This window comes from Aquincola tertiaricarbonis (assembly GCF_000969605.1).
Lineage (GTDB): Bacteria > Pseudomonadota > Gammaproteobacteria > Burkholderiales > Burkholderiaceae_C > Aquincola > Aquincola tertiaricarbonis.
In genome coordinates, this window is the sequence record NZ_JZUE01000019.1 from 39842 (window position 1) to 65451 (window position 25610).

At 68.3% G+C, this 25610-nt stretch carries 27 protein-coding genes; 5 read left to right on the plus strand and 22 right to left on the minus strand.

The features are described from left to right. The first annotated feature begins 12 nt into the window (after positions 1-12). Positions 13-666 (plus strand): urease accessory protein UreG, encoded by a 654-nt coding sequence (gene ureG, locus VO99_RS19785; RefSeq protein ID WP_046114648.1) that lies wholly within the window; start codon positions 13-15, stop codon positions 664-666. Between the two features lie 106 nt (positions 667-772). Continuing rightward, entirely contained in the window at positions 773-1306 is a 534-nt protein-coding gene (gene lysM, locus VO99_RS19790; RefSeq protein WP_046114649.1) for a peptidoglycan-binding protein LysM, read from the plus strand. Between the two features lie 13 nt (positions 1307-1319). On the opposite strand, the gene VO99_RS19795 is transcribed toward lysM, so the two are convergent. Together VO99_RS19795 and bfr are read right to left on the minus strand one after the other, a co-directional pair. Then, on the minus strand, positions 1320-1547 hold the full coding sequence (locus VO99_RS19795) for a (2Fe-2S)-binding protein (RefSeq protein ID WP_046114650.1): 228 nt from the start codon (positions 1545-1547) through the stop codon (positions 1320-1322). An 82-nt stretch (positions 1548-1629) separates the two neighbouring features. Beyond that, positions 1630-2106 carry a bacterioferritin gene (gene bfr, locus VO99_RS19800; RefSeq protein ID WP_046114651.1) on the minus strand — a complete coding sequence of 159 codons (477 nt, stop codon included), beginning with the start codon at positions 2104-2106 and terminating at the stop codon, positions 1630-1632. A gap of 155 nt (positions 2107-2261) precedes the next feature. On the opposite strand from bfr, the gene corA reads away from it, so the two are divergent. Further along, entirely contained in the window at positions 2262-3230 is a 969-nt protein-coding gene (corA, locus tag VO99_RS19805; RefSeq protein WP_046114652.1) for a magnesium/cobalt transporter CorA, read from the plus strand. Between the two features lie 86 nt (positions 3231-3316). Then, positions 3317-4492, plus strand: coding sequence for a phospholipase A (locus VO99_RS19810; RefSeq protein ID WP_046114653.1), 1176 nt, complete (start codon positions 3317-3319; stop codon positions 4490-4492). Between the two features lie 106 nt (positions 4493-4598). Here the strand turns inward: VO99_RS19810 and sppA are convergent, their stop codons facing one another. From sppA to VO99_RS19830, 4 genes are read right to left on the minus strand one after another with little or no spacing between them, the layout of a single operon-like run. Then, positions 4599-5618, minus strand: a complete 1020-nt coding sequence (sppA, locus tag VO99_RS19815) for a signal peptide peptidase SppA (RefSeq protein ID WP_052736478.1) — start codon at positions 5616-5618, stop codon at positions 4599-4601. Further along, complete coding sequence (locus VO99_RS19820; RefSeq protein WP_046114654.1) at positions 5618-6037, minus strand: Rieske (2Fe-2S) protein; 420 nt, start codon at positions 6035-6037, stop codon at positions 5618-5620. Before VO99_RS19820 ends, sppA begins: the two co-directional genes overlap by 1 nt. After that, positions 6030-6698: an HAD family hydrolase gene (locus VO99_RS19825; protein WP_375136409.1), complete on the minus strand. Its 669-nt coding sequence runs from the start codon at positions 6696-6698 to the stop codon at positions 6030-6032. The genes VO99_RS19820 and VO99_RS19825 overlap by 8 nt, the downstream gene beginning before the upstream one ends. Positions 6699-6700: 2 nt before the next feature. Then, positions 6701-7618: an RluA family pseudouridine synthase gene (locus VO99_RS19830; protein WP_046114656.1), complete on the minus strand. Its 918-nt coding sequence runs from the start codon at positions 7616-7618 to the stop codon at positions 6701-6703. Positions 7619-8220: 602 nt separating this feature from the next. Between VO99_RS19830 and VO99_RS19835 the strand changes: the two genes are divergently transcribed. After that, complete coding sequence (locus VO99_RS19835; protein ID WP_046114657.1) at positions 8221-11331, plus strand: Rne/Rng family ribonuclease; 3111 nt, start codon at positions 8221-8223, stop codon at positions 11329-11331. Positions 11332-11396: 65 nt separating this feature from the next. Here VO99_RS19835 and nagZ read toward each other — a convergent pair whose 3' ends face one another. The 16 genes from nagZ to acpP form a co-directional block, all read right to left on the minus strand. Further along, a complete protein-coding gene (nagZ, locus tag VO99_RS19840) occupies positions 11397-12455 on the minus strand; it encodes a beta-N-acetylhexosaminidase (RefSeq protein ID WP_046114658.1) in 1059 nt (352 codons plus the stop codon). 31 nt (positions 12456-12486) lie between these two features. Then, positions 12487-12885 carry a holo-ACP synthase gene (gene acpS / locus VO99_RS19845; RefSeq protein ID WP_046114659.1) on the minus strand — a complete coding sequence of 133 codons (399 nt, stop codon included), beginning with the start codon at positions 12883-12885 and terminating at the stop codon, positions 12487-12489. Continuing rightward, a complete protein-coding gene (locus VO99_RS19850) occupies positions 12882-13670 on the minus strand; it encodes a pyridoxine 5'-phosphate synthase (protein ID WP_046114660.1) in 789 nt (262 codons plus the stop codon). Before VO99_RS19850 ends, acpS begins: the two co-directional genes overlap by 4 nt. Continuing rightward, positions 13667-14431, minus strand: coding sequence for a DNA repair protein RecO (recO, locus tag VO99_RS19855; protein WP_046114661.1), 765 nt, complete (start codon positions 14429-14431; stop codon positions 13667-13669). The genes VO99_RS19850 and recO overlap by 4 nt, the downstream gene beginning before the upstream one ends. 16 nt (positions 14432-14447) lie before the next feature. After that, the gene (era, locus tag VO99_RS19860) at positions 14448-15395 is read right to left on the minus strand and encodes a GTPase Era (protein WP_046114727.1); all 948 of its coding nucleotides are present in this window, start codon (positions 15393-15395) and stop codon (positions 14448-14450) included. Positions 15396-15404: 9 nt separating this feature from the next. Continuing rightward, positions 15405-16112, minus strand: coding sequence for a ribonuclease III (gene rnc / locus VO99_RS19865; protein WP_046114662.1), 708 nt, complete (start codon positions 16110-16112; stop codon positions 15405-15407). 9 nt (positions 16113-16121) lie between these two features. Continuing rightward, a complete protein-coding gene (locus VO99_RS19870; protein WP_046114663.1) occupies positions 16122-16490 on the minus strand; it encodes a DUF4845 domain-containing protein in 369 nt (122 codons plus the stop codon). A 2-nt stretch (positions 16491-16492) separates the two neighbouring features. Then, entirely contained in the window at positions 16493-17458 is a 966-nt protein-coding gene (gene lepB / locus VO99_RS19875) for a signal peptidase I (RefSeq protein WP_046114664.1), read from the minus strand. After that, positions 17458-19266 carry a translation elongation factor 4 gene (gene lepA / locus VO99_RS19880; RefSeq protein ID WP_046114665.1) on the minus strand — a complete coding sequence of 603 codons (1809 nt, stop codon included), beginning with the start codon at positions 19264-19266 and terminating at the stop codon, positions 17458-17460. Before lepA ends, lepB begins: the two co-directional genes overlap by 1 nt. A 477-nt stretch (positions 19267-19743) precedes the next feature. Then, the gene (locus VO99_RS19885) at positions 19744-21201 is read right to left on the minus strand and encodes a DegQ family serine endoprotease (RefSeq protein ID WP_083440765.1); all 1458 of its coding nucleotides are present in this window, start codon (positions 21199-21201) and stop codon (positions 19744-19746) included. A 35-nt stretch (positions 21202-21236) separates the two neighbouring features. After that, positions 21237-22187, minus strand: a complete 951-nt coding sequence (locus tag VO99_RS19890) for a MucB/RseB C-terminal domain-containing protein (protein WP_157039659.1) — start codon at positions 22185-22187, stop codon at positions 21237-21239. A gap of 68 nt (positions 22188-22255) precedes the next feature. Further along, entirely contained in the window at positions 22256-22951 is a 696-nt protein-coding gene (locus VO99_RS19895) for a sigma-E factor negative regulatory protein (RefSeq protein ID WP_052736480.1), read from the minus strand. Positions 22952-22984: 33 nt separating this feature from the next. Next, on the minus strand, positions 22985-23596 hold the full coding sequence (rpoE, locus tag VO99_RS19900) for an RNA polymerase sigma factor RpoE (RefSeq protein WP_046114667.1): 612 nt from the start codon (positions 23594-23596) through the stop codon (positions 22985-22987). A 17-nt stretch (positions 23597-23613) separates the two neighbouring features. Beyond that, positions 23614-24057, minus strand: coding sequence for a hypothetical protein (locus VO99_RS19905; protein ID WP_157039660.1), 444 nt, complete (start codon positions 24055-24057; stop codon positions 23614-23616). 29 nt (positions 24058-24086) lie between these two features. After that, complete coding sequence (gene fabF / locus VO99_RS19910) at positions 24087-25331, minus strand: beta-ketoacyl-ACP synthase II (RefSeq protein WP_046114669.1); 1245 nt, start codon at positions 25329-25331, stop codon at positions 24087-24089. 10 nt (positions 25332-25341) lie between these two features. Then, a complete protein-coding gene (gene acpP / locus VO99_RS19915; RefSeq protein WP_046114670.1) occupies positions 25342-25581 on the minus strand; it encodes an acyl carrier protein in 240 nt (79 codons plus the stop codon). Positions 25582-25610 lie beyond the last annotated feature (29 nt).

The window sequence follows — 25610 nt, forward strand, 5'->3', positions numbered from 1 at the left end:
GACACGCCCACCATGAGCACCGCCCTCCTGCACCACATCCCGCGCCGAACCAAGAAGCTGCCGCCGCTGCGCGTGGGCGTGGGCGGCCCGGTCGGCTCCGGCAAGACCACGCTGGTGGAAATGCTCTGCAAGACCATGCGCGAGCGCTGGGACCTGGTGGTCGTCACCAACGACATCTACACCAAGGAAGACCAGCGCCTGCTGACCGTGGCCGGCGCGCTGGAGCCCGAGCGCATCATGGGCGTGGAAACCGGCGGCTGCCCGCACACCGCCATCCGCGAGGACGCGTCGATCAATCTCGAGGCGGTGGACCGCATGCTCGACAGGTTCCCGGATGCCGACATCGTCTTCATCGAGTCTGGCGGCGACAACCTGGCCGCCACCTTCAGCCCGGAGCTGAGCGACCTGACGATCTACGTGATCGACGTGGCCGCCGGCGAGAAGATCCCGCGCAAGGGCGGCCCCGGCATCACCAAGAGCGACCTGTTCGTCATCAACAAGACCGACCTCGCACCCTACGTGGGCGCCGACCTGGGCGTGATGGAGGCGGACACACGCCGCATGCGCCCCAACCGCCCCTTCGTGATGACCAACCTGCGCACCCACGCCGGCCTGGCCGAGGTGGTGGACTTTATCGAGACCAAGGGGCTGTTGCGCGGGGCATGACGCCTGTGCGCGCTTCGTGACATACGCCGCCGGGTGTATCCGTGGGGGGCCACCGGGCATGGCCGGTGCCTAGCATCACCAGCCAACCAATCACGAGGAGAACCCCATGGGTCTGATGTCCTTCATCAAGGAAGCCGGCGAGAAGCTGTTCCACATCGGCGAAGCCAAGGCAGCCACACCGACCGCGGCACCCGCGGCACCCGCGGCAGGCGCCGCACCCGCCGCCCCCGCGGTGGACGTGGCCGCGTTGAACGAGAAGGCCGGCGCGGCCATCACCAACTATGTGAAGTCGCAGAACTTGCCGACCGAAGGCATCGACATCAAGTTCGATGGCGCCAGCGGCACCGTCACGGTCAGCGGCACGGTGCCCGACCAGGCCACCAAGGAAAAGCTGCTGCTGTGCTGCGGCAACGTGCAGTACGTGGCCGGCGTGAACGACATGCTGGTGGTGGCCCAGGCCGCCGAGCCGGCATCGCAGTGGTACACCGTGGTGTCCGGCGACAACCTGTCGAAGATCGCCAAGCAGTTCTACGGCAACCCGAACAAGTACCCGGTGATCTTCGAGGCCAACAAGCCGATGCTCAGCCACCCCGACAAGATCTATCCGGGGCAGATGCTGCGCATCCCGCCCGCGGCCTGAGCGGCAAGCGCCGTCAGGCCGTCACGGCCTGGCGGTGGATGTGGATCACATGCGCCGGCGCCTGGGAGGGCGCCGCAGCCGCCACCGCCTCATCGAACACCTGGCGGGCGCAATCCTCGCAGCAGCCGCAGTTGCGTGCGATGCAGGTGTCGTCCTGCAGCATCTCGAAGTCGGCGACGCCCTCACGCACGGCGCGCTGGATGTCGCGGTCGGAAATTCGGTGGCACAGGCAAACGATCATGGCGGCAACAGCAGTGAGCTGACCGCCAGTCTACAAGAATGCGAATCCTTCTCGTTTGTAAAAACCTACGAATCAACCGGCTTCAGCTGAGTTCACCGACGGCCAGCTGCAGGTAGTTGGGCTCGCCGATCTTGTCCACCAGTTCCAGCTGGGTCTCGATGTGGTCGATGTGCTCCTCGGTGTCCGACAGGATGTCCTCCAGCAGCTCGCGCGAAACGTAGTCGCGCACCGATTCGCAATAGGCGATGGCGTCCTTCAGCAGCCCGTGCGAGCCCTTCTCGATCTGCAGGTCGCAGCGCAGCACCTCCACCACGTTCTCGCCGATCAGCAGCTTGCCCAGGTCCTGCAGGTTCGGCAGCCCCTCCAGCACCAGGATGCGATCCATCAGCCGGTCGGCGTGCTTCATTTCCTCGATGGATTCCTCGTACTCCTTCTTGGCCAGCTTCTCGAAGCCCCAGTTCTTCAGCATGCGGTAGTGCAGGAAGTACTGGTTGATGGCGGTGAGCTCGTTCTTCAGCTGGGCATTGAGGTATTCGAGGACCTTGGGGTCGCCTTGCATGCATGTTCTCCTTGTGGGCGCAAGGAACGATTGTGCGCGCCAGCAGCCCCTGCAAGCGGTCATTCCCCCCGGGTCGCGGTCTTGCTGCGAATCATTTGCAGGGCCGCACCCCGGGCGCGGCGCTAAAGTCCCCGCCACTCGAGGAGACAGCACCCATGCTCATCAACTGTGTCGTCTACCAGGACGGCAGGAAACTGGCGGACATCACCGTCGACGACATCAGCGATTACGTGGAGCGGGAGGACTGTTTCGTCTGGGTCGCGCTGCTGAACGCCACCGACGCCGAGCTGCGCCAGATGCAGAAGGAATTCGGCCTGCATGAACTGGCGGTGGAAGACGCCCGCCATGGCCACCAGCGGCCCAAGGTGGAGGAATACGGCGACATGGTGTTCGCCGTGATGCACACGGTGGAGATCGACAACGAGGGCAGCCTGCAGGTGGGCGAGGTCAACGTGTTCGTCGGGCCCAACTTCGTGCTGTCGGTGCGCAACCGCAGCACGCAGGGCTTCCTCGGGGTGCGCGGCCGTGCCGAGCGGGAAGCGCATCTGCTGCGCCACGGTGCGGGCTTCGTCTTCTATGCGCTGATGGACGCGGTGGTGGACCGCTACTTCCCGGTGATCGACCAGCTGGAGACCGAGCTGGAGGAGATCGAGAGCCGCATCTTCGACCGCGGCCGCGGGCGCGCCAACATCGAGCGGCTGTACGGCCTCAAGCAGCGCATCCTGATGGTCAAGCATGCGGTGGCGCCGCTGATGGAGGCCACCGGCAAGCTCAGCAGCGGCCGCGTGCCGCGGGTGTGCGACAACACCCGCGAATACTTCCGGGACGTGTACGACCACCTCACCCGCATCAACACCACGCTGGACACGCTGCGCGACACCATCGCCACCGCCATCCAGGTGAACCTGTCGATGGTGACGATCGAGGAGTCCGAGGTGACCAAGCGCCTGGCGGCCTGGGCCGGCATCTTCGCGGTGGCCACCGCCTTCGTCGGCGTCTGGGGCATGAACTTCGAGCACATGCCCGAGCTGAAGTGGCAGTACGGCTATCCCGTGGCGCTGGGCGTGATCGTCAGCGCCTGCGGCTTCGTGGCCTGGCGCTTCCGCCGCGCGGGCTGGCTCTGAGCTTGCACGGCCCGGCCGGTGGCGCCCCTACACTGCGCGCCGGCGCCCCGCCGCGCCTCCGACTTCCGCCTTCACCCCACACGCCCTTGCCACACGCCGACCCCTCCTCCCAGCGCCGCAGCTTCACCCTCCAGGCCGGCTTGCTGGCCGGAAGCCTGGCCGGCGCCGCATCGCCCGCCCTGGCGCAGCAGGTGCCCGCCACCGCGGCCAGCACCGCGCCGGCCGCCTCCGCCCAGCGGCTGACGCTGGCCGACTGCGCGGCCATCGGCCCCGCGGCGGACCGCCTGGCCTGCTACGACGGCCTGGCCGGCCGTGCACCGGCCGATCCCACGCCCGCCAGCCCGCCGCCGCCGCCGGCCGCGGCCGAGGCGGTGCCCGCGACCTCCACGCTGGCGCCGAAGGATGCACCCCTGGCGCCGGCCAACAGCCCGGACGGCGAGCGAAGCCTGCTGTCCAAGTACTGGGAACTGGACCCGCAGGACAAGCGCGGCACCTTCAACTTCGTGGGCTACCGGCCCAACTACGTGCTGCCGGTGCGCTTCACCAACAACATCAACCGCAATCCCAGCTCGCCCACGCAGGCGGCGGTGAGCCAGCCCAATGCGCGCCGCATCGAGGCCAAGTTCCAGGTCTCGCTGCGCACCAAGGCGGCCCAGGGGCTGGTGTTCCCCAATGCGGACCTGTGGCTGGCCTTCACCCAGCAGGCCACCTGGCAGGTGTACAACGGCGCGGATTCCAAGCCCTTCCGCAACACCGACTACGAGCCCGAGGCCACCTATGTGCTGGCCACCTCCCCCGGCCTGCGCAGCCTGCCCTTCGGCTGGCAGTGGCGCTACACGCAGCTGGGCATTGCGCACCAGTCCAACGGCCAGTCCGATCCGCTGTCGCGCAGCTGGAATCGGGTGTACCTGGGCGCCGGCTTCGAACGGGGCGACTGGTCGTTCACCACCCGCTTCCTCAAGCGCATCAAGGAGTCGATCGACACCGACAACAATCCCGACCTGGTGGACTACCGTGGCCGGGGGGAATTCCAGGTCAACTGGGCGTCGGGCCTGTCCACCGCCTCGCTGCTGTACCGCACGACGCTGAAGAACGGCCACTATGGCGCGCTGCAGTTCGAGTACACCTACCCGGTACTGAAGGAGCAGCCCAACGGGCTGCGCTGGTACATGCAGGTGTTCAGCGGCTACGGCGAGACGCTGACCGACTACAACTTCCGCCAGACCAGCGTGGGCCTGGGCGTCACCTTCCTGCAGTTCTGAGCCAGCCCCCCAAGCTCACTGCGCTCGTGGCCCCTCAGGGGGGCGCAGGTTCCTTGGGGCGGCCGGACGGAACCGATGGCCCCCAGCCACCGCTGGGGGCAGGCGCTCAGCGCAGCGGGCCGAAGGCGCGCAGCGCCTTCACGGCGCCTTCGCCCATCGCCGCGCCGAAGCGCTTGGCCAGGCGCTCGGCCACGTTGTCCTTGGGCGTGTAGTCCACCACCTCCTCGGCCTTGACCACCTCGCGCGCCACATAGTCCAGCGTGCCCATGTGGTCGGCCAGGCCCAGCTGGACGGACTGCTCGCCGTTCCAGAACAGGCCCGAGAAGATGTCCGGCGTTTCCTTCAGGCGCTGGCCGCGGCCTTCCTTGACCACCGCGATGAACTGCTGGTGGATCTGGTCGATCATCGATTGCGCCAGCGCGCGCTGGCGCTCGGACAGCGGCGAGAACGGATCGAGCATGCCCTTGTTCTCCCCGGCCGTGATCAGCCGGCGCTCCACGCCCAGCTTCTCCATCAGCCCGGTGAAGCCGAAGCCGTCCATCAGCACGCCGATGGAGCCGACGATGGAGGCCTTGTCCACGTACACCTCGTCCGCCGCCACGGCGATGTAGTAGGCGCCGGAGGCGCAGATCTCCTCCACCACCGCATACACCTTCTTGCCGTGCTTGGCCTTCAGGCGGCGGATCTCGTCATACACCATGCCGGCCTGCACCGGGCTGCCGCCGGGCGAGTTGATGCGCAGCACCACGGCCTGCGCATTGGCGTCCTCGAAGGCCGACTTGAGCGCGGCGTTGATGTTCTCGGCGCTGGCCTCGGCATCGGCCGCGATCTCGCCGCGCACTTCCACCAGCGCGGTGTGCGGGCCTGCCGGCGCCACATGCTGCACACGCTGCACGAACAGCGCATACAGCACCGCCAGCGTGATCGCCAGCCACACGATGCGGAAGAACACGCGCCAGCGGCGCTCGCTGCGGCGCTCCCGCAGCAGGCCATCGGCCAGTTGTTCCACCGCCGACTCCAGCCCGGTGGCACGCAAGGTGGCAACGGCGGGCGCGGCGGGGCGGTGAGGGGCGGCGTCATGCGGCGGCAGCCCAGAGGCGGCCGGTGCGTCGTCGTGGGGATTCATCAGGAGGCGCTTTCGGATGGCGGCGCGTCGAAGGCGACGGGCCGGATGTCGCGTGAAGGATACCAATACACCTTGCCGTCCGACTCCTCGGTGCGGATGGGTGTCAGCCGGCCGCGGCCGCAGGGGCCGCCCACGCAGTGGCCGTCGGCCGGTTCATAGGCGGCGCCGTGGATGGAGCACAGGATCCAGCGCTTGTCCATGTCCAGGAAGTGACCCTCCTGCCAGTCCATCTCGGTGGGCACATGCACGCAACGGTTCACGTAGCCCACCACCCGGCCGTCGAAGCGCATCGCGAAGCCGCGCGCCGGGGCGCCATGCAGCAGCAGGTCAAACACCCGGGCCTGCCCGCGCTCCTGCAGCTCGGCCGCATCGCACAGCAGTTGCGCCTCGTTGGGCGGCGTTGCCGCGTTTTCAGGCATGTTGCAGCAGCCAGTCGTGCAGCTCTTTTGTCGAATGGGCCACGAACAGCGGGTCGAAGGCCTCGAAGGCCTCGCGTTCATGCGCGCCGTAGCTCACCGCCACGCTGGGCGTGCCGGCGTTGGCCGCCATCTGCAGGTCGTGGGTGGTGTCGCCGATCATCAGCGTGCGCTGCGGCTCGGTGCCGAACTCGCGCATCAGCTCGTGCAGCATCAGCGGATCGGGCTTGGAGGCGGTGCGGTCGGCGGTGCGGGTGCCGTCGAACATCTCCACCAGGCCGGAATGTGCCAGCGCCTCGTCCAACCCCCGCTTGCCCTTGCCGGTGGCAACCGTCAGCCAATGGTGACGGGCCTTCAGGTCACGCAGCATCTCCAGCGTGCCGGGAAACAGCACCACCTCGTGCTGGCGGGCGAACCAGTGGTGGCGGTAGCGCGCGCCCAGCTCGGGGTAGCGCTCGGTCGGCAGGCCGGGCACGCAGTGCTGCAGGGCGTCGTTCAGGCCAAGGCCGATCACGTAGGCCGCGTCGGCGTCGCTCGGCACCACCGCGCCGATGTCGCGCGCCGCGCCCTGGATGCACTGCACGATCAGCGCGGTGGAATCGAACAGCGTGCCGTCCCAATCGAAGGCAATCAGGTCGAAACGTCGGGGTCGGGGGGCATTCAAGGTCATAACTCCGCCAGCAACTGCCGGCATTCGGTGGGCAGGTCGGCGGCCAGCTCGATGCGCTGGCCGCTGGCGGGATGGTCGAAGGCGAGGCGACGCGCATGCAGGAACATGCGCGAAAAACGCAGCGGCCCCCGCGCCATCTCGCGGTTCAGCTCGAAATCGCCGTACTTCGGATCGCCGACGATCGGATGCCCTTCGTGCTGAAGGTGCACGCGGATCTGGTGCGTGCGGCCGGTCTTGATGGTCACGTCCAGCAGCGTGAACTGGGCGTAGCTGGCCGCCACCTTCACCAGCGTGATCGAGCGCTTGCCTTCGTCCTCGCCCTCGGCAGTGCGCACCCGGCGCTCGCCGGCGGCATCGAGAAACTTGTGCAGCGGCACGTCGATCACCTTGCGGCTGGCGGGCCAGCTGCCGATCACCAGCGCCGCATAGGTCTTGCCGGTGTCGCGGGCACGGAACTGGTCCTGCAGCGCGGTGAGCGCGCTGCGCTTCTTGGCCAGCAACAGGATGCCGGAGGTTTCCTTGTCCAGACGGTGCACCAGCTCCAGGAACCTGGCCTGCGGCCGGGCGCGGCGCAGCTGCTCGATCACGCCGAAGCTCACGCCACTGCCGCCGTGCACCGCCACGCCGGCCGGCTTGTCGATGGCCAGCAGGTGCTCGTCCTCGTACAGCAGCGGAAATTCGCGCGCCGGCGCCGGCGGCGCTTCGCTGCGGTCGGGCAGGCGCACCGGCGGCACACGCACTTCGTCGCCCAGCTCCAGCCGGGTGTCGGCGCCCGCGCGGCCCTTGTTGATGCGCACTTCCCCGGAACGGATCACGCGGTAGACGTGGGTCTTGGGAACCCCCTTCAACACCCGCAGGAGGAAATTGTCCAGCCGCTGCCCGGCCGAGTTTTCGTCGATGACCAGCCGTTGCACGGCAGGCGCGTCGGCTTTTGTTTCTATAATCCGCGCGACCACGTTGGTGCTGCAAGTGCTTGAGTCGTAAAAGTTTACCCGGGCGCCCCACCACCAACGCGGCCAGTGGGCGAAAGCCCGAAAACCAGGTGATGCAACGTAGTGCGCCCGCGGCGGGCCCGGTCCCCAAGTGACCCGGCAGCCCCGGGGGTTCCGCGGCAGAGACACCGTCGAAGAACCCACCCGCGCGCGGCCGAAGTAGGTCGTCGCAACGGCAAGAACAAGGTTTCCTGGTGCCTGGCCCTCAACGGCCAGGCCCACGCGTCCAGTGACCCAGCGCATGCTGTCGCCGTCATTCCCCTCCAGCCGCCGCCCGCGGCCCTGTGCCTATCCGGCCGGGGCCCGTGCCATGCTGCCGCCGTGCATCGCACGGCGCGCCCGGGAACTTGCGCCGCCAGCACCTTCGCCGGAGCCTGCGACGCACGCGCCAACGCTGCACCGCTGATCGTTTTTCCGCGATCACCACCGCAGTCCAGGGCGATTCCTTCCGGTTCCAAACGAGTGCTCGTGCATCGGTGAGTCGCCTTCCTCGCGGAAGGGGACGTGTCACGTTTGGAGTGCACATGAAGCGCATGCTGATCAACGCCACGCAGCCGGAAGAGCGGCGGCTGGCCATCGTCGACGGGCAGAAACTGCTCGACTTCGAAACCGAACTCGAAGGGCGCGAACAGCGCAAGGGCAATATCTACAAGGCCGTCGTCACCCGCGTCGAGCCTTCGCTGGAAGCCTGTTTCGTTGATTACGGCGAGGACCGCCACGGTTTTCTGCCCTTCAAGGAAATCTCGCGCAGCTATTTCAAGGAAGGCGCGGACGTCAAGAACGCCCGCATCAACGAGGTCATCAAGGAAGGCCAGGAATTGCTGGTCCAGGTGGAAAAGGAAGAGCGCGGCAACAAGGGCGCCGCACTCACCACCTTCGTGTCGCTCGCCGGCCGCTACCTGGTGCTGATGCCCAACAACCCGCGCGGCGGTGGCGTCAGCCGCCGCATCGAGGGTGAGGACCGGGAAGAGCTGAAGGAAAACCTCGAGCAGCTCGAGTACCCCAAGGGCATGAGCCTGATCGCCCGCACCGCCGGCATCGGCCGCTCCGCCGCCGAGCTGCAGTGGGACCTGAACTACATGCTCAAGCTGTGGACCGCCATCGACGGCGCTTCGCAGGCCGGCAAGGGCGCGTTCCTGATCTACCAGGAGTCGTCGCTGGTGATCCGCGCGATCCGCGACTACTTCACCGCCGATATCGGCGAGATCCTGATCGATACCGACGACATCTACGATCAGGCGCAGCAGTTCATGAACCACGTCATGCCGGAGACGGCCAATCGCGTGAAGCGCTACCGTGACGACGCGCCGCTGTTCAGCCGCTTCCAGATCGAGCACCAGATCGAGACGGCCTTCAGCCGCACGGTGAACCTGCCCTCGGGCGGCGCCATCGTGATCGACCACACCGAGGCGCTGGTGTCGATCGACGTCAACTCGGCGCGTGCCACCCGTGGCAGCGACATCGAGGAGACCGCCACCCGCACCAACCTGGAAGCCGCCGACGAGATCGCGCGCCAGATGCGGCTGCGCGACCTGGGCGGCCTGATCGTGGTCGATTTCATCGACATGGAGGAGAGCAAGAACCGCCGCGAGGTGGAGCAGCGGCTGCGCGATGCGCTGCGCTTCGACCGCGCGCGGGTGCAGCTCAGCTCGATCAGCAAGTTCGGCCTGCTCGAGCTCAGCCGCCAGCGCCTGCGCCCGGCGCTGAGCGAAGGCAGCCACATCACCTGCCCGCGCTGCAACGGCACCGGCCACATCCGCGACACCGAAAGCTCCGCGCTGCAGATCCTGCGCATGGTGCAGGAGGAGTCGATGAAGGAGAACACCGCCGCCGTGCATGTGCAGGTGCCGGTGGAGGTGACCAGCTTCCTGCTCAACGAGAAGCGCACCGAGATCACCAAGATCGAGCTGAAGCAGCGCATCACCGTGCTGCTGGTGCCCAACAAGCACCTGGACACCCCGAACTACCGTCTGGAGCGCCTGCGCCACGACGACCCGCGCCTGGAAGGCCTGCAGGCCAGCTACACCATGGTCGAGGAGCCGGACGACGAGGTGGGCATCACCCGCCGCCGCGACGCCAACGAGAAGAAGGCCAAGCAGGAGCCGGTGATCAAGGGCATCCTGCCCGAGACGCCCGCGCCGATGTCGCCGCCCAAGCCGGCACCCGTGCCTGCTCCGGCGCCGGTGGCCGCACCCGCGCCTGCGCCGGTGGTGGCCGCGCCCGCGCCCGCGCCGGCACCGGCCGGTGGTGGCTTCTTCTCCTTCATCAAGAAGCTGTTCGGTGCACCGGAACCCGCCCCGGCGCCCGCGCCGGTGGCCGCGCCCGTGGCCGCACCCGCCACCGCCACGCCGGCCGGCGACAAGCGCGAAGGCCGCGATGGCCGCCGCGGTGGCCGTGGCGAGCGTGGTGAACGTGGTGAACGCGGAGAACGCGGAGAACGCAGCGAGCGTGGCGGCCAACGTGGCGAGCGCCGCGAGGGCAAGCCCGCCGGCGAAGGGGCCAGCGCCCGCGGTGGGCGCGAGGAACGCGCCGAGCGCGAACCGCGCAATGGGGAAGCGCGTGGCGAAGGCCGCCGCGAGGGTCGCCGTGACGGCCGCCGTGGTGAACGTGCCGAGGGCGACGCACCGCGCAGCACCGAGGCCGTGCAGACCTTCGTGGCCGGTGAAGGCGCCGAAGCCGCCGCCCGCCCGCCGCGTGCCGAACGGGGCGAACGCGGCGAGCGTGGCGAAGGCCGCCGGGGACCGCGTGCCGAGCGCGAGGTGAGCCTGGCCCCGTCCGATGCCGCCGAGCTGCAACCGGCAACGCAGGGCTTCGTCGACAGCCAGCCGGCCGGCGAAGGCACCGAGGCGGAGAACGCCGAGCGCGACGGCCGTCGCCGCCGCCGCCGCCGTGGCGGCCGAGGCCGCGAGGAAGGTGCCGAGCTGCCCGAAGGTGCGCAGGCCGCGGAGGGCGAAGGCAACGTCGAGGCTGCCGACGCCATCACCGAGCCGGTGGTCGTCGCCGCCGCCGACGTGGTGGGCGACGTGGCCACCGCCGAGCCGCTGAGCGGTGAAGGCCGCCGCCGCCGTGGCCGCGGCGATCGCAGCCGCCGTGACGAGCGGGACGAGACGCTGGAAGCCGGCGTGGCGGCCGAACCGCCGCTGCCCAGCAGCGGTGGCGTGCAGCCGGCCGACAGCGTCGAGCCCGACAACGCCCCGGTGATGGCGTACATGCCGGCCGCCGACGCGGACCCGGTGCCTGTGGCTGCCGAAGCCCGGGTGGACGATGCGCGCCCGGCTCCCGCTTTCGCCGCTGCGCCCGTGGCCGAGGAAGCGCCTGGGCAGGTGCCTGCGGCAGCGCCCGCCGTTGCAGCACCGGTCGAGGCGCCTGCGCCGGCCCCCGTGCCTGCTGCCGAGGCCTATGAGCTGCCCACCCGTTCGCTCGCCGAATTGGCCCAGGGTGCCGGGCTGGAATGGGTCAACTCCGACGCCGACAAGGTGCGCGCGGCCCAGGAGGCGATGGCCAATGAACCGAAGCCGGTGCATGTGCCGCGCCAGCCCAAGCCGGCGGTGGTGATCGACGAAGGCCCGCTGGTGCTGGTCGAGACGCGCAAGGACCTCTCGCAGGTGCGCATGCCGTTCGACAACGCGGGCTGATCGCCTGACCCCCTGAAAGACACAACGCGCCGAAAGGCGCGTTGTTCATTGGGAAAGCCGGTGGCTCAGGGCAGCCGCGTCAACGCATGCAGGTAGTCGGGCCAGTGCATCAGCTCGTCCCAGGGCATGGGCGCGGTCTGCGCCAGCAGGGCCAGGCGGCGGTCGTCGCTGGCGGCATCGGGCTCCCAGCGGCCCTGTTCCTGCGCGTCAAGCAGGCCGTCCAGCAGCGCATCCACCGGCGCGCCGCCGTCCACGACGCTCTGGTTGCACAGCAGCAGCAGGTCGCAGCCGGCGTTCAGCGCGGCGATACCACCTTCCAGCGCGCTGCCGGCAATGCGGGCGCCTTCCATGCTCAGGTCGTCACAGCAGATCGCGCCCTGGAAGCCCAGCTGCCCGCGCAGGATGTCCTGCAGCCAGCGGCGCGAAAAGCCGGCCGGCTGGCTGTCCACCTTCGGGAAGGTGACGTGCGCCGGCATCACGCTGCTCAGGCTGGTGGACAGCCAGTCGTACGGCTTGGCGTCGTCGGCCAGGATGGCCTTGAGCGAGCGCTTGTCGATGGCCGCCGACAGGTGCGAATCGGCCTGGGCATAACCGTGCGCCGGAAAGTGCTTGCCGCAGTTGGCCATGCCGGCGCGCAGCAGGCCGTGCATCAGGCTCTTAGCCAGCAGCGCCACCACGCGCGGGTCGCGGTGGAAGGCGCGGTCGCCGATGACGGCGCTCTGGCCGTGGTCCAGGTCGAGCACGGGCGTGAAGCTGAGGTCGACGCCGCAGGCGCGCAACTCGGCGCCCAGCACGTAGCCGCAGGCGGTGGCCGCATCGGTGGCGCGCATGGCATCGCGCATCCACAGCTCGCCCAGCGCGCGCATCGGCGGCAGGTGGGTGAAGCCGTCGGTGCGGAAGCGCTGCACGCGGCCGCCTTCATGGTCCACCGCGATCAGCAGGTCGGGCCGGATGGACTTGGCCTCGGTGGCCATGGCGGTGAGCTGGCGGCGGTCCTGCCAGTTGCGGCCGAAGAAGATCAGCCCGCCGGTCAGCGGATGCTGCAGCCGGCGGCGGTCGTCGGCGGTGAGTTCGGTGCCGGCCACGTCGAGGATGACCGGTGCATGGAGTTGAGGACTGTGCATCCGACGATTGTCGGGGAGCCGCCCGGCGTTTTCAGCCGCCCGAGCGCTCCACCACCACGAAGGCGGCTGCGTAGTCGGTTTCGTCGGTGATGCTCACGTGCGCCCTCAGGCCACGCGCCGCGAACCAGGCGGCCAGTTCGCCATGCAGCCGGATCTCCGGCTTGCCGCTGGGCGCCTTCACCACCTCGCAGGCACGCCAGGTCATCGGCATGCGCATGCCCAGGCCGATGGCCTTGGATAAGGCCTCCTTGGCCGAGAAGCGCGTGGCCAGGTAGCTGATGCCACGGGCCTCCACCCGGGCAAAGCGGCTGCGGAACACCTCGATCTCATGCGGGCCCAGCACCTTCTCGGCAAAGCGCTGGCTCTTGCGGTCAAGCGTGCGGGCGATGCGGCGCACATCGCAGATGTCGGTGCCGATGCCGTAGATCACCGGCTGTACGCCTGCTGGATGCAGCGTTGGTAGTCGCGGATGGTGGCGGTGTAGCCCAGCTCCAGCGCATCGGCGATCAGCGCATGTCCGATCGACACCTCCTGCACGCCGGGCACGGCGCGCAGGAAGTCGGCCAGGTTGTCGCGATTCAGGTCATGGCCGGCGTTGAGGCCCAGGCCCACCGCCAGTGCGGCCTCGGCCGTGGCGGTGAAGGCGGCCAGCACCTCGGCCTGGCGCGGCGTGCCCCAGGCGCTGGCATAGGTCTCGGTATACAGCTCCACCCGGTCGGCACCCACCTCGCGCGCCAGGCGCATGGCTTCGGGAATCGGGTCCATGAACAGGCTGACGCGCACGCCCAGCGCCTTCGTCTCGGCGATCACCGGCGCCAGGCGCTCGATGTCGGCCGGCAGCTGCCAGCCGTGGTCGGAAGTGAACTGGCCCTCCGCGTCCGGCACGAAGGTGGCCTGGTGCGGCCGCACCGCCCGCACGAAGTCCATCAGGTTGTGGAAGGGGTTGCCTTCGATGTTGTATTCGATGTGCGGCCAGTCGCGCCTGAGCAGCTCGGCCAGCTCGTGCACGTCGGTGCCGCGGATGTGGCGCTCGTCCGGCCGCGGGTGCACGGTGATGCCGTTGGCACCCGCCTGCAGCACGATGCCGGCCGCCTTGGTCACGCTGGGAATGCCCAGGTGCCGCGTGTTGCGCAGCAGGGCCACCTTGTTCAGGTTGACCGACAGCGCGGTATGGGCGGGTCGGCCGGCGGCGTCAGGGGCGATCAGCGGGTTCATCGTGGGGCGCGGGTGCTGTCGACGAGCTTCTGCACATCGAGCATCACCTGGCGCGTGCGGAGTTGAGGTGTGCCCAGATGATAGTGAAGCAGCCCGCGCAACGCGGTGCGCAGCGGCCCCAGGGGCGCAGCGCAGGCCTGCTGCAGCGCCTGCAGGCTGCCGTGCTCCAGCGCGGCCTGCAGGCCGATGAGCTGCGGCCCGCGGAAAGGCCCGTCGGCCAGCGCGATCACACCGGCCTCGGGCTGCAGGGCATAACGCTCAGCGGCCTGTACGGCGGCCTGGGTGTGCGTGACCAGCGCCAGGTCGGGCAGCAGGCCGATCTGCTGCAGCAGCGTCAGCTCGAAGGCCCGCAGCGCGGCCTGTGCGCGCTGGTCGTCCGGGCCTGCCACCGCCTGCAGCGTCTCGGCATAGGCGTCGAACAGGCGCGGATGCGGGTCGTGCCGGCCCAGCAGCTTCAGCAGCAGCTCATTCAGGTAGAACCCGCTGAACAGCGCGTCGCCGCGCAGCACCGCAGCCGGGCCGGCCCATTCGGCGCCGCGCAGGTTCTGGATGTCGGACGCCTCTTCGTTCTTCGGCGGCTTGCCCAGGCCGATGTTCAGCCGCTGGAAGGGCAGCAGCACGGGCCGCAGCTGCGAATACGGCCGCTTGGCGCCCTTGGCCGCCACCACCACGCGGCCGAGGTCGCGGGTGAACAGGTCCACGATCAGGCTGGATTCGCTCCAGTCGTACTGGTGCAGGACGTAGGCGGCGTGGGGTTTCAAACTGCGGCCGACACGCTCACTCGTAGCCGTAGGAGCGCAGGTGTTCCTCGCTGTCGGCCCAGCCGGAGCGCACCTTCACCCACAGCTCCAGGAACACCTTGCAGTCCATCAGCCGTTCCAGCTCCTGCCGCGCTTCGCTGCCGATGCGCTTCAGGCGCTCGCCACCGTCGCCGATGATCATGCCCTTGTGCGCGTCGCGCTCCACGATGATGGTGGCGGCGATGCGGCGCAGGTGGCCCTCTTCCTCGAACTTGTCGATCACGACGGTGGAGGTGTAGGGCAGCTCGTCCCCGGTCAGGCGGAACAGCTTCTCGCGGATGAGTTCGGCGGCCAGGAAGCGGTCGGTGCGGTCGGTGAGCGCATCCTCTTCGTAGAACCAAGGCTGCTCGGGCAGGTAGGGCCGCACGATGCCCAGCAGGCGCTCCACGTCGGGCATCTTCTGCGCCGTCATGGGCACGAACTCGGCGAAGTTGCGCCGCTCCTGCATGCCCTTCAGCCACGGCATCATCTCGGCGCGGCGGGTGACGGCATCGAGCTTGTTGGCGATCAGCAGCACCGGCTTGTTCTCGGGCAGCAGCGCCAGCACCTTGGCATCGTCCAGCCCGAAGCGGCCGGCCTCCACCACGAACAGCACCACGTCCACGTCGGACAGCGCGCCCTGCACCGTGCGGTTGAGCGTGCGGTTGAGCGCCGTGCTGTGCCGCGTCTGGAAGCCGGGCGTGTCGACGAACACGAACTGCGCCTCGTCCACCGTGCGGATGCCGGTGATGCGGTGGCGGGTGGTCTGCGCCTTCTTGGAGGTGATGCTCACCTTCTGGCCCACCAGCGCGTTCATCAGCGTGCTCTTGCCCACGTTGGGGCGGCCGACGATGGCGACGAGGCCGCAGCGTTGACCCGCCGGGTCCCGTTGTTCGCCGCCCTCGCCTTCGGATGCGCCTTCAGGCGTTGCAGCGGTGTCGTTCATCATGTCTTTCTAGGATCGGAGCGGACCGCCGGGGCGGTCGGACGCCTTCAGGGCCTCGAGCATGCGGCGCGCCGCTTCCTGCTCGGCGGTGCGGCGCGACTTGCCCTCGCCCTGCTCGGTGAGGCCCAGCGCGGGCACGCCGCACTCGACCTCGAAGGTTTGTGCATGCGCCTGCCCGCGGGTGGCGACGATGCGGTAGGCCGGCACGGGCAGCTTGCGCGCCTGCAGCCATTCCTGGAGCTCGGTCTTGGCGTCCTTGCTCCAGCTGTCGATCTCGGTGTTGGCGATGACGTCGCCGAACAGCCGGCGCACCAGCGCCTGCGCCGGCTCGAAGCCGCCGTCCAGGAACGAGGCACCGATCACCGCCTCCAGCGCGTCGGCCAGGATGGAGGCGCGCTGGGCGCCGCCGCCGCGGGCTTCGCCGTCGGACAAGCGGATCACGTCGGGCAGGCCGAGCGACAGGGCCACGCGGTGCAGGCTTTCCTCGCGCACCAGGTGAGCCCGCACGCGGGTCAGGTCGCCCTCATCGGAGTCGCCGAAACGCTCGTAGAGCATGGCCGACACCGCCGTGCTCAGCACCGCGTCACCCAGGAACTCCAGGCGTTCGTTGTGGTCGGCCCCGGCGCTGCGGTGCGTGAGCGCACGGCTCAGCAGCTTCTGCTGCGTGAAGCGATATCCCAGGCGCTGCTGCAGCGCGTCGAATCGTGCATCGCCCATATGGCGTCCTCAGTTCGAGCGGCCCTCGTACTTGATCAGCAGGTACACGGGCTCCACCAGTTCGATCTGCTTGTCGTACGCAAACCGGATCACGATGCGCTCGTTTTCCTTCGTGATGTCGAGGTCCTTGCCACTGATCGTGGAGATGGAGTACTCGATCTCCTTCTGCTTGTCGAAAGCGGCGCGCAGCTCGGGCACGGTGGTGGCGCCGCTGTCGACGATCTTGTTGACGGCCTTCTTGATGGTCCAGTACTCGTTGACCGTCGGGAACACCCGCATGACGACCAACGCGCCGAAGCCGATCACGATAGCCCAGAACAGCAAACCGATCAGCGTGATGCCACGCTGGCCTGCACGGTGTGGGGTGGTGGTCGGCATGGTCAGTGGAACGCGCCGATGCGGCCCAGGTTCCCGAAGTTCATCCACACGAAGAAGGCGCGGCCGACGATGTTCTCGTCCGGCACGAAGCCCCAGTAGCGCGAGTCCTGCGAGTTGTCGCGGTTGTCGCCCATCATGAAGTAGTGGCCGGCGGGCACCTTGCAGGTGACGCCTTCGGCGGTGTAGCTGCACTGGTCGCTGTAGGGAAACGAATGCGAGCCCGGGATGAACGCCGGCCGGTCCTTGTCGTTCAGCACCTGGTGCTCCACCTCGCCCAGCTTCTCGGAGAAGTGCTGCGCATAGCGGCGGCTGTCCTCGTCGTAGAAGTCGGGCAGCGGCGTCAGCGGCACCGGCTGGCCGTTGATCGTCAGCCGCTTGTTGATGTAGGCCACCTCGTCACCCGGCACGCCCACCACGCGCTTGATGTAGTCCACGCGGGTGTCCACCGGGTAGCGGAACACCACCACGTCGCCACGCTGCGGGTCGTTGATCGGCACGATCTTCTTGTTGATGACCGGCAGCCGGATGCCGTAGTGAAACTTGTTCACCAGGATCAGGTCGCCCACCAGCAGCGTCGGGATCATGGAGCCCGAGGGGATCTTGAACGGCTCGAAGAGGAACGAGCGCAGCAGGAACACCGCCAGGATCACCGGGAACAGGCCGGCGGTCCAGTCGAGCCACCACGGCTGCATCAGCAGCTTGCGGCGGGCTTCGGAGACGTCGCCGTCCACCTTGTCGATGCCCATGCGCTTGAGCTCGGCGCGGCGGGTGGCGTCCTGCTCGGTCAGCGCGGCAGCGGCGGCCGCCCGCGCCGGCTGGAAGCGCAGGCGCTCGGCCAGCCAGTAGCCCAGCGTCACCACCGTCAGCACGAACAGCAGCAGCGCGAAGTTGCCGACCCAGAACCCAAGGAACCAGCCCCCGAGGTAGATCGCGAGCAAGCCGTACAACAAACCGGTCAGAGGTCCCATCAATCGTCCACTTGTAGGATGGCCAGAAACGCTTCCTGCGGCACCTCGACGGAGCCGATCTGCTTCATGCGCTTCTTGCCGGCCTTTTGTTTTTCGAGCAGCTTGCGCTTGCGGGAGATGTCCCCGCCATAACATTTTGCCAGCACGTTTTTGCGCAGCGCCTTGATGTTCTCGCGCGCGATGATGTTGGCGCCGATGGCCGCCTGGATCGCCACGTCGTACATCTGCCGCGGGATCTGCTCGCGCATCTTGGCGGCCACCGCACGGCCACGGTACTGGCTCTGCGCACGGTGCACGATGATGGACAGCGCATCCACCCGGTCGCCGTTGATCAGCAGGTCGACCTTCACCACGTCGGAGGCGCGGTACTCCTTGAACTCGTAGTCCATGGAGGCGTAGCCGCGCGACACGCTCTTCAGCTTGTCGAAGAAGTCCAGCACGATCTCCGCCAGGGGCAACTCATAGGTCAGCATCACCTGGCGGCCGTGGTAGGCCATGTTGAGCTGCACGCCGCGCTTCTGGTTGGCCAGCGTCATCACCGGGCCCACGTAGTCCTGCGGCATGTACAGGTGCACGGTGACGATGGGCTCGCGGATCTCCTGGATGCGGCCCGGGTCCGGCATCTTGGAGGGGTTCTCCACCTCGATGACCGAGCCGTCGCCCAGCTCCACCTGATAGATCACGCTGGGCGCGGTGGTGATCAGGTCCTGGTCGAACTCACGCTCCAGCCGCTCCTGCACGATTTCCATGTGCAGCAGCCCCAGGAAGCCGCAGCGGAAGCCGAAGCCCAGCGCCTGGCTCACCTCGGGCTCGTAGCGCAGCGAGGAATCGTTGAGCTTGAGCTTCTCCAGCGCGTCGCGCAGCTGGTCGTATTCGCTGGCCTCGGTCGGGTACAGGCCGGCGAACACCTGCGGCTGGATCTCCTTGAAGCCGGGCAGCGCCTCGCTGGCCGGGCCGGCGTTGTTCGGCAGCTTCTTTTCCAGCGTGATGGTGTCGCCCACCTTCGCCGCCTGCAGCTCCTTGATGCCGCAGATGATGAAGCCCACCTCGCCGGCGTTCAGCGCCTCGCGCGGCAGCGACTTGGGCGTGAAGACGCCGATCTGCTCGATGTTGTAGACGGCGTTGGTGGCCATCATGCGGATGCGGTCGCCACGGCGCAGCACGCCGTCCACCACACGCGCAAGCATCACCACGCCCACGTAGTTGTCGAACCAGGCGTCGATGATCATCGCGCGCGGTGCGGCCGTCGGGTTGCCACGCGGCGCGGGCATGCGGGCGATCACCGCCTCGATGATGTCCTCGACGCCTTCGCCCGTCTTGGCCGAGCAGGGGATGGCGTCGGTGGCATCGATGCCGATGACGTCCTCGATCTCTTCCTTGGCGCGCTCCGGATCGGCCTGCGGCAGGTCCATCTTGTTGAGCACCGGCACCACTTCCACGCCCAGGTCGAGCGCGGTGTAGCAATTGGCCACCGTCTGCGCCTCGACACCCTGCGATGCATCGACCACCAGCAATGCACCTTCGCAGGCGGACAGCGAGCGGCTCACTTCATAGGAGAAGTCGACGTGGCCCGGCGTGTCGATCAGGTTCAGGTTGTAGACCTGCCCATTGCGCGCCTTGTATTGCAATGCGGCGGTCTGCGCCTTGATGGTGATGCCGCGCTCACGCTCGATGTCCATCGAGTCGAGCACCTGCGCTTCCATCTCGCGGTCGCTCAGCCCCCCACAGCGCTGGATGATGCGATCGGCCAACGTGCTCTTGCCGTGGTCGATGTGGGCAATGATGGAGAAGTTCCGGATGTGGTCCATGGACACAAAGTTGGCGGCTGCTGGTCACGGCAAAGGCCTGCCATGCGGGCGCCGGGCGCCGAGCCGCACATAAAAAAAAGGCACGTCCAAAGAGGAGACGCGCCTTCCAACAAAACGTATGGCAACTGCTTGTTGGGCCTTCATTGTAGCCAAAAGGACTTGGCTGGAAACCGCGCCGTTGCTGGATTTCTTCGTTGCACGTCGCCAACAGCGCAATTCCATTCACAGGTTATCCACAGATGCCTGTGGATGTGCTGGGGACAGTTTTCAGGGCAGTGACTCGTGCGCCGAACAGCCCACAAAGGGCGCCAACAACGCGGCATTGTAGCTTCCACGCAGAGCAATCCGGACCGGCGCAGCCATGGAGGTTAGCGAGTGCAAACTGAGCCTGCCTGTAACAGGGTAGAAGGTCGGGACGCTGGCCGCCGTGCGTCCCGCATCCCGAAAAGCCCCGCCGCGCAAGTCGGTTGCCGCAGCCTATTTGCTCGGCCGGATCACGGCGTAGTTCGTCCATTCGCCCCGGCGTACCAGCACGCTGATGGCCTTGGCACGATCCAGCTTGGCGACGGTGGCGTTGAACTGCTTGGCGTCCACCACCTCCACGTTGTCCACGGAGAGGATCACGTCGCCCTCGCGCAGGCCAGCGCGGGCCGCGGCGCCCTCCGCCAGTTCCACCCGCACGCCGCCGCGCACTTTCAGCTCCTTGCGCTGCGCCTCCGACAGATCGGCCACCGTCAGGCCGATGGCCGTCTTGGGCGCGGACGCCGGCGATTCCGCCTTGCTCACGCGGCGGACCTGGTCGGGCTCCAGCTCCGCCACCGTCACCACCAGGTCGCGCGTGGCGCCGCGGCGGAACACCTGCAGCGACGCCTTGGCGCCTGGCTTGGTATTGCCGATGATGCGCGGCAGGTCGCCCGACTTGTCGACGGCCCGCCCGTCCACCTTGGTGATGATGTCGCCCGCCTCGATGCCGGCCTTCTGCGCCGGGCCACCGTCTTCCACGCCCTGCACCAAGGCACCCGCCGGGCGGCCCAGGCCGATGGATTCGGCCACGTCCTTGGTTACCGGCGCGATGGTCACGCCGATGCGTCCCCGCACCACGCGGCCGGTGGCACGCAGCTGGTCAGACACGCGGATGGCCTCGTCGATCGGGATGGCGAACGAAATGCCGGCGAACATGCCCGAGCGGCTGTAGATCTGGGAGTTGATGCCCACCACCTCGCCGCGCAGGTTGAGCAACGGACCGCCCGAGTTGCCCGGGTTGATGGCCACGTCGGTCTGGATCAGCGGCAGGTAGTCGCCGGTGTCGCGCTGCTTGGCACTGACGATGCCGGCGGTGACGGTGTTCTCCAGCCCGAACGGCGAGCCGATGGCGATCACCCATTCGCCCACCCGCAGCCTGTTGGCATCGCCCACCTTCACGAAGGGAAAGCCGCTGCCATCGATCTTGACCACGGCCACGTCGGTGCGCTTGTCGGCGCCGATGATCTTGGCCTTGAACTCGCGCTGGTCGGTCAGCGTGACGATCACCTCGTCGGCGCCCTCGACCACGTGGGCATTGGTCATCACATAGCCGTCGTTGCTCAGGATGAAGCCCGAGCCCACGCCGCGCTGCTGCGGTGCCGGTTCTTCCTCGGTGCCCGGCGGACCGTTGCGGCGCGGGGTGTTGGGCATCGGGATGCCGAAGCGGCGGAAGAACTCGCGCATCTGCTCGTCCATCTCGCCGCCGCCGCCGGGGGCGCTGCGCACCCGCTCAGTGGTGCGGATGTTCACCACCGTCGGGCTCATGCGTTCGGCCAGTTCGGTGAAGTCCGGCAGTTCGCGCGCGGATTGCGCCTGCCCCGCCAACGGCATGCCGGCCAGCGACAGGGCGCACAGGCCCGCGGCCACCATCGAGCGCCACGCCGGCGCCCGGACTGCAATGTTCAATCCCATCGAAACTCCCGGTTCTTGATTGGCGGAGCGACCGCTCAGCGGCGCTCCAGGGCCTTGCCGAACTTCTTGAGCGTGGCCAGCGGCACGTCCCCCATCGCGGTCACCCACCAGTCGCCGTGGCGCTGCATCAGCGTGTGGGTGGCTCCGATGGAGGTCTCGACCGCCTGGCGGTGCCGCTGGGCACTGTAAGGCTCGATGAACACCGACACATGCGTGAGGCCGTCGGAATACACGGCCTGCAGCATCTCGGCCCCGTTGCTGGCCGAATCGACCGCGCCCGTGCTGTCCAGGGAGCGCTTGATGCAGCGGATCTGGCGAAAGCCCTTGACCGGACTGGTCAGCGTCCAGCCCTCGGCCTCCAGCCGTGCCGGCGTGAGCACCGGCTTGAGCACGCGGTAGCCGTCGAGCTTCTTCATGGCCTTGAGCACCGCCTCCGGCTGCGGGCGCACGCCGATGGTCACGTCGGTGAAGGCGGCGCTCTCCAGCACACGATCCTCCGGCCCGATGACGTCGGTGCGCAGCAGCAGGCCGGTGGCCTTGTCCGCCCACAGGCGTTGGGCGAAGCGCTCATGGTCCTTCGGGCGCAGCAGCAGCACCAGGGCATCGTGGCCGGCCACGCGGTCCTCGCCCTCGGTGATGAGCTCGTAGCGGTCGAAGATCTGCTCTTCGCTCGTCTTGAGCAGCGACGGGAACGGCGCCAGCGGATCACGCTGCTCGATCGCGGCCAGGCGGCTGCCGGGCCACATCGTCTGCACCACCTCGTTATGACGCAAGACCTGGCGGCGCTCGCCGTCCAGGCCGTCGATCCGCTCATAGGTGTGCGCGCCGTCACCGTAGTGGACGATGCGCGAGCTGCTCACTGCGCCGCCGGCCGTCACCACCATGGTGCCCTGGTAGTTGCGCTGGCTGGCGGCGGCATGGATGCGCGAGAGCCAGGCGCGTGCATCCACGGCCGGGGCCGGCGCCGCCTGGGAGGCGGACCACACGGGGCCGACCGAAACGGTCAGCAGGGCAAGGACGGCGTGAACGACTCGACGGCGAACCACGGACACGCTCAGCGATCAGGCGCCGCCGGAGCCGCGCTGCGCACCGATACCACCGGCATCGCCAGCACCGAGCCGCCGTACTGCTTATGCGCGGCGAGGTACTGGTCGAGACGCGCGTCGCGGATCAGCTTGCCGTTGGCCACCGGCACGGCCACCGGCGCCGGCGACGCCGCCACCAGCGGCTGCGACACCGTGCTCACCGGCTGGATGCCCGGCGTGCCGACGCCCGGCACCGCGGTGCCGCCGGCAATGACGCTGGAAGACGGACTCACCGGCACCTCGGCCACGCGGGTCACCACCAGCACGCCGGCCACGGCCATGAAGCCCGCGGCGACGGCCGAGGGGGCGGCCCAGGCGCGGCGCCACAGGCTGCGGCGGCCGACCGGGGCGCCATTGGCGACGCGGCGCGGCGCTTCCTGCCGGGGGGCGGACGGCGGCGCCGGCTGCGGGGCCAGCACCACCGGCTCCGACGCCAGGCGGCTGCGCAACGAGGCCAGGAAAGCCTCGTCGCGCAGCGGCCGGTGCGCCAGGTCGTCCGATCGCAGCACGTCACCGATCAGGTGGTAGGCATACCAGTCGGCGCGCGAGGCGCCGTCCTCGCGCCAGGCGGCGCACGCCCGCGCCGCGCCGCCCGCGTCCACCGCACCATCCATCAGGTCCGACAGCGCTTGCCGCCGCGCTTGTTGATCCAGCCGATCCACCATTTCGAGCTCCAGATGATCTCTGTACAGGCGGCGCTACCAGCGCTCGCCCTCGCGGGTGCCCAACAGCGGGCGCAGACGCTCCGCGATCGCCTCGCGCGCACGGAAGATGCGTGAACGCACGGTGCCGATCGGGCAATTCATCACTTCAGCGATTTCCTCGTAGCTGAGGCCTTCGATCTCGCGCAGCGTGATCGCCTGCCGCAAGTCTTCAGACAAGGCTTCGATGGCACCGTTCACTGTCGCGGCGATTTCTTTTGTCGCCAGCACCGCTTCAGGCGTCTCGCCGTCGGTTAGTTCGTTCTCGACGCGTGAAGTTTCGTCATCGTCTTCCCGGCCGGAGAGGGCATTCTCCGAGACCAGCGGGTCGCGCTTCAGGTCGACCAGCGCCTTCTTGGCGGTGTTGACGGCGATGCGGTAGAGCCAGGTGTAGAACGCGCTCTCGCCGCGGAACTGCGGGATGGCGCGGTAGGCCCGGATGAAGGTTTCCTGGGCGATGTCGGGAACCAGGTCCACGTCACGCACCATGCGGCCGATCAGGCGCTCGATGCGCCGCTGGTACTTGACCACCAGCATCTCGAACGCCTTGACATCGCCGTTCTTCACACGGTCGATCAAGAGGGCGTCGGCGTCCGCTGCGTTGGTCATTCAGGCTCTTGGGTGGCCTACATCCGCGGCGCGGAAGGGGTCCGGGGTTCAGGGCGGCGGGAATATACCGCAGCGCGCAATCCGTGCCAGCCCGCACGGGCGGCAGCACGGGACAGGGGCAAATGGGCCGCCCGCCCCTGCCCCGCCGGCGAAAAACACATCAGCAGCCAGGGGCCGAGGTCGAACACGACCCGCAAGTCGCCGGGACGGCCGTCCCACAGCCACTGCCGGCCGTCCCAGCACAGCACGCCGGCCGGGGCCGGCAGCCAGAAACGCCCGAAGCAGGCGCCCGCACCGGCAGCCAGCAGCGCCGCAGCGGCGGTCCACCGGACAGAAAGCTCAGCCCAACCCGCCGCCCAGGCAGCCAGCGCCGCCAGCGCGGAACCGCAGCAGATCGCCACGGCCCCACGCCACACCAGGTCGTCGCCCAGATCGACCTGCACCGCAGGTGCCGATCGCATGGTGCACGCCTTCCTGCGCGGACGCGCCCTCAGGCGCGGCGGAACACCAGCGTGCCGTTCGTGCCGCCGAAGCCGAAGTTGTTCTTCACCGCGACGTCGATCTTCATCTCCCGCGCTTCGTTCGGGCAGTAGTCGAGGTCGCACTCCGGATCCGGATCGACGAGGTTGATCGTCGGCGGCACCACCTGGTGATGCAGCGACAGCACGGTGAACACCGACTCGATGCCGCCGGCGCCGCCCAGGAGGTGGCCGGTCATCGACTTGGTGGAACTCACCACCAGGTCCTTCGCGTGGTCGCCGAAGGCCTTCTTGATCGCGTTGGTCTCGTTCACGTCGCCCAGCGGCGTGGAGGTGCCGTGCGCATTCAGGTACTGCACCGCGGACGGATCGAGCTTTGCATTGCGCAGCGCGGCCAGCATCGAGCGCTTGGGGCCGTCCACGTTCGGCGCGGTCATGTGGAAGGCATCGGCACCCATGCCGTAGCCAACCAGTTCGGCGTAGATCTTGGCGCCCCGGGCCTTGGCATGTTCGTACTCTTCCAGCACCAGCGCGCCGGCGCCTTCGCCCAGCACGAAGCCGTCGCGACCCTTGTCCCAGGGACGCGAGGCGGCGGCGGGATCGTCATTGCGGGTGGACAGCGCGCGTGCGGCCGCGAAGCCGCCGATGCCCAGCGGCGAGACGGTGGATTCGGCACCGCCGGCCACCATCACGTCCACGTCGCCGTACTCGATCATGCGGGCGGCCTCGCCGATGCAGTGCAGGCCGGTGGTGCAGGCGGTGACGATGGCCAGGTTCGGGCCGGTGAAGCCGTACTTGATGGACACATGGCCCGAGATCATGTTGATGATCGAGGCGGGCACGAAGAACGGGGAAATCCGGCGCGGACCGCGTTCGGTGTATTCCTTGTGGGTCTGCTCGATCATCGGCAGGCCGCCGATGCCCGACCCGACGAGCACACCGATGCGCTCGGCCGTCTGCTCGTCGAGCGCTTCCCCGGTGGGGATGCCCGAGTCCTGCACGGCCTGCATGGAAGCGGCCATCCCGTAATGGATGAACGTGTCCATGTGCCGGGCTTCCTTGCCGGGGATGTAATCCTCGATGTTGAAGCCCTTGACCTCACCCGCGAAGCGGCAGGCCATGGCCGACGCATCGAACTTGGTGATGTTGGCGATGCCCGAACGGCCGGCCACCAGGCTGGCCCACCCTTCGGCCACGCTGTTGCCCACCGGGCTGACCAGCCCCAGGCCCGTGACGACGACGCGACGACGAGTCATGGAAACCGACTCAGGCCTTCTGGTGATTGACCGCGTAGTCGATCGCCAGCTGCACCGTGGTGATCTTCTCGGCCTCTTCGTCCGGGATCTCGATGCCGAACTCGTCTTCGAGGGCCATCACCAGCTCCACCGTGTCGAGCGAATCGGCACCGAGGTCGGCCACGAAGGCCTTTTCGTTCGTGACGTCCGACTCGGGAACGCCGAGTTGTTCGGCGATGATTTTCTTGACACGGGCTTCGATATCGCTCATTCGCTCCTCCTGGAACAATACAAAAACGG

Bases quoted from the DNA above. Each gene is read 5' to 3' on its own strand.
- lepB (WP_046114664.1), bottom strand. From the start codon at position 17,458: ATGGGACCTCTGACCGGTTTGTTGTACGGCTTGCTCGCGATCTACCTC.
- VO99_RS19895 (WP_052736480.1), bottom strand. From the start codon at position 22,951: ATGGTGGATCGGCTGGATCAACAAGCGCGGCGGCAAGCGCTGTCGGAC.
- fabF (WP_046114669.1), bottom strand. From the start codon at position 25,331: ATGACTCGTCGTCGCGTCGTCGTCACGGGCCTGGGGCTGGTCAGCCCG.
- sppA (WP_052736478.1), bottom strand. From the start codon at position 5,618: ATGAATCCCCACGACGACGCACCGGCCGCCTCTGGGCTGCCGCCGCAT.
- ureG (WP_046114648.1), top strand. From the start codon at position 13: ATGAGCACCGCCCTCCTGCACCACATCCCGCGCCGAACCAAGAAGCTG.
- nagZ (WP_046114658.1), bottom strand. From the start codon at position 12,455: ATGCACAGTCCTCAACTCCATGCACCGGTCATCCTCGACGTGGCCGGC.
- VO99_RS19905 (WP_157039660.1), bottom strand. From the start codon at position 24,057: ATGCGATCGGCACCTGCGGTGCAGGTCGATCTGGGCGACGACCTGGTG.
- VO99_RS19795 (WP_046114650.1), bottom strand. From the start codon at position 1,547: ATGATCGTTTGCCTGTGCCACCGAATTTCCGACCGCGACATCCAGCGC.
- lysM (WP_046114649.1), top strand. From the start codon at position 773: ATGGGTCTGATGTCCTTCATCAAGGAAGCCGGCGAGAAGCTGTTCCAC.
- lepA (WP_046114665.1), bottom strand. From the start codon at position 19,266: ATGGACCACATCCGGAACTTCTCCATCATTGCCCACATCGACCACGGC.
- rnc (WP_046114662.1), bottom strand. From the start codon at position 16,112: ATGGGCGATGCACGATTCGACGCGCTGCAGCAGCGCCTGGGATATCGC.
- acpP (WP_046114670.1), bottom strand. From the start codon at position 25,581: ATGAGCGATATCGAAGCCCGTGTCAAGAAAATCATCGCCGAACAACTC.
- VO99_RS19820 (WP_046114654.1), bottom strand. From the start codon at position 6,037: ATGCCTGAAAACGCGGCAACGCCGCCCAACGAGGCGCAACTGCTGTGC.
- VO99_RS19835 (WP_046114657.1), top strand. From the start codon at position 8,221: ATGAAGCGCATGCTGATCAACGCCACGCAGCCGGAAGAGCGGCGGCTG.
- era (WP_046114727.1), bottom strand. From the start codon at position 15,395: ATGAACGACACCGCTGCAACGCCTGAAGGCGCATCCGAAGGCGAGGGC.
- VO99_RS19885 (WP_083440765.1), bottom strand. From the start codon at position 21,201: ATGGGATTGAACATTGCAGTCCGGGCGCCGGCGTGGCGCTCGATGGTG.
- bfr (WP_046114651.1), bottom strand. From the start codon at position 2,106: ATGCAAGGCGACCCCAAGGTCCTCGAATACCTCAATGCCCAGCTGAAG.
- VO99_RS19850 (WP_046114660.1), bottom strand. From the start codon at position 13,670: ATGAACCCGCTGATCGCCCCTGACGCCGCCGGCCGACCCGCCCATACC.
- corA (WP_046114652.1), top strand. From the start codon at position 2,262: ATGCTCATCAACTGTGTCGTCTACCAGGACGGCAGGAAACTGGCGGAC.
- rpoE (WP_046114667.1), bottom strand. From the start codon at position 23,596: ATGACCAACGCAGCGGACGCCGACGCCCTCTTGATCGACCGTGTGAAG.
- VO99_RS19870 (WP_046114663.1), bottom strand. From the start codon at position 16,490: ATGCCGACCACCACCCCACACCGTGCAGGCCAGCGTGGCATCACGCTG.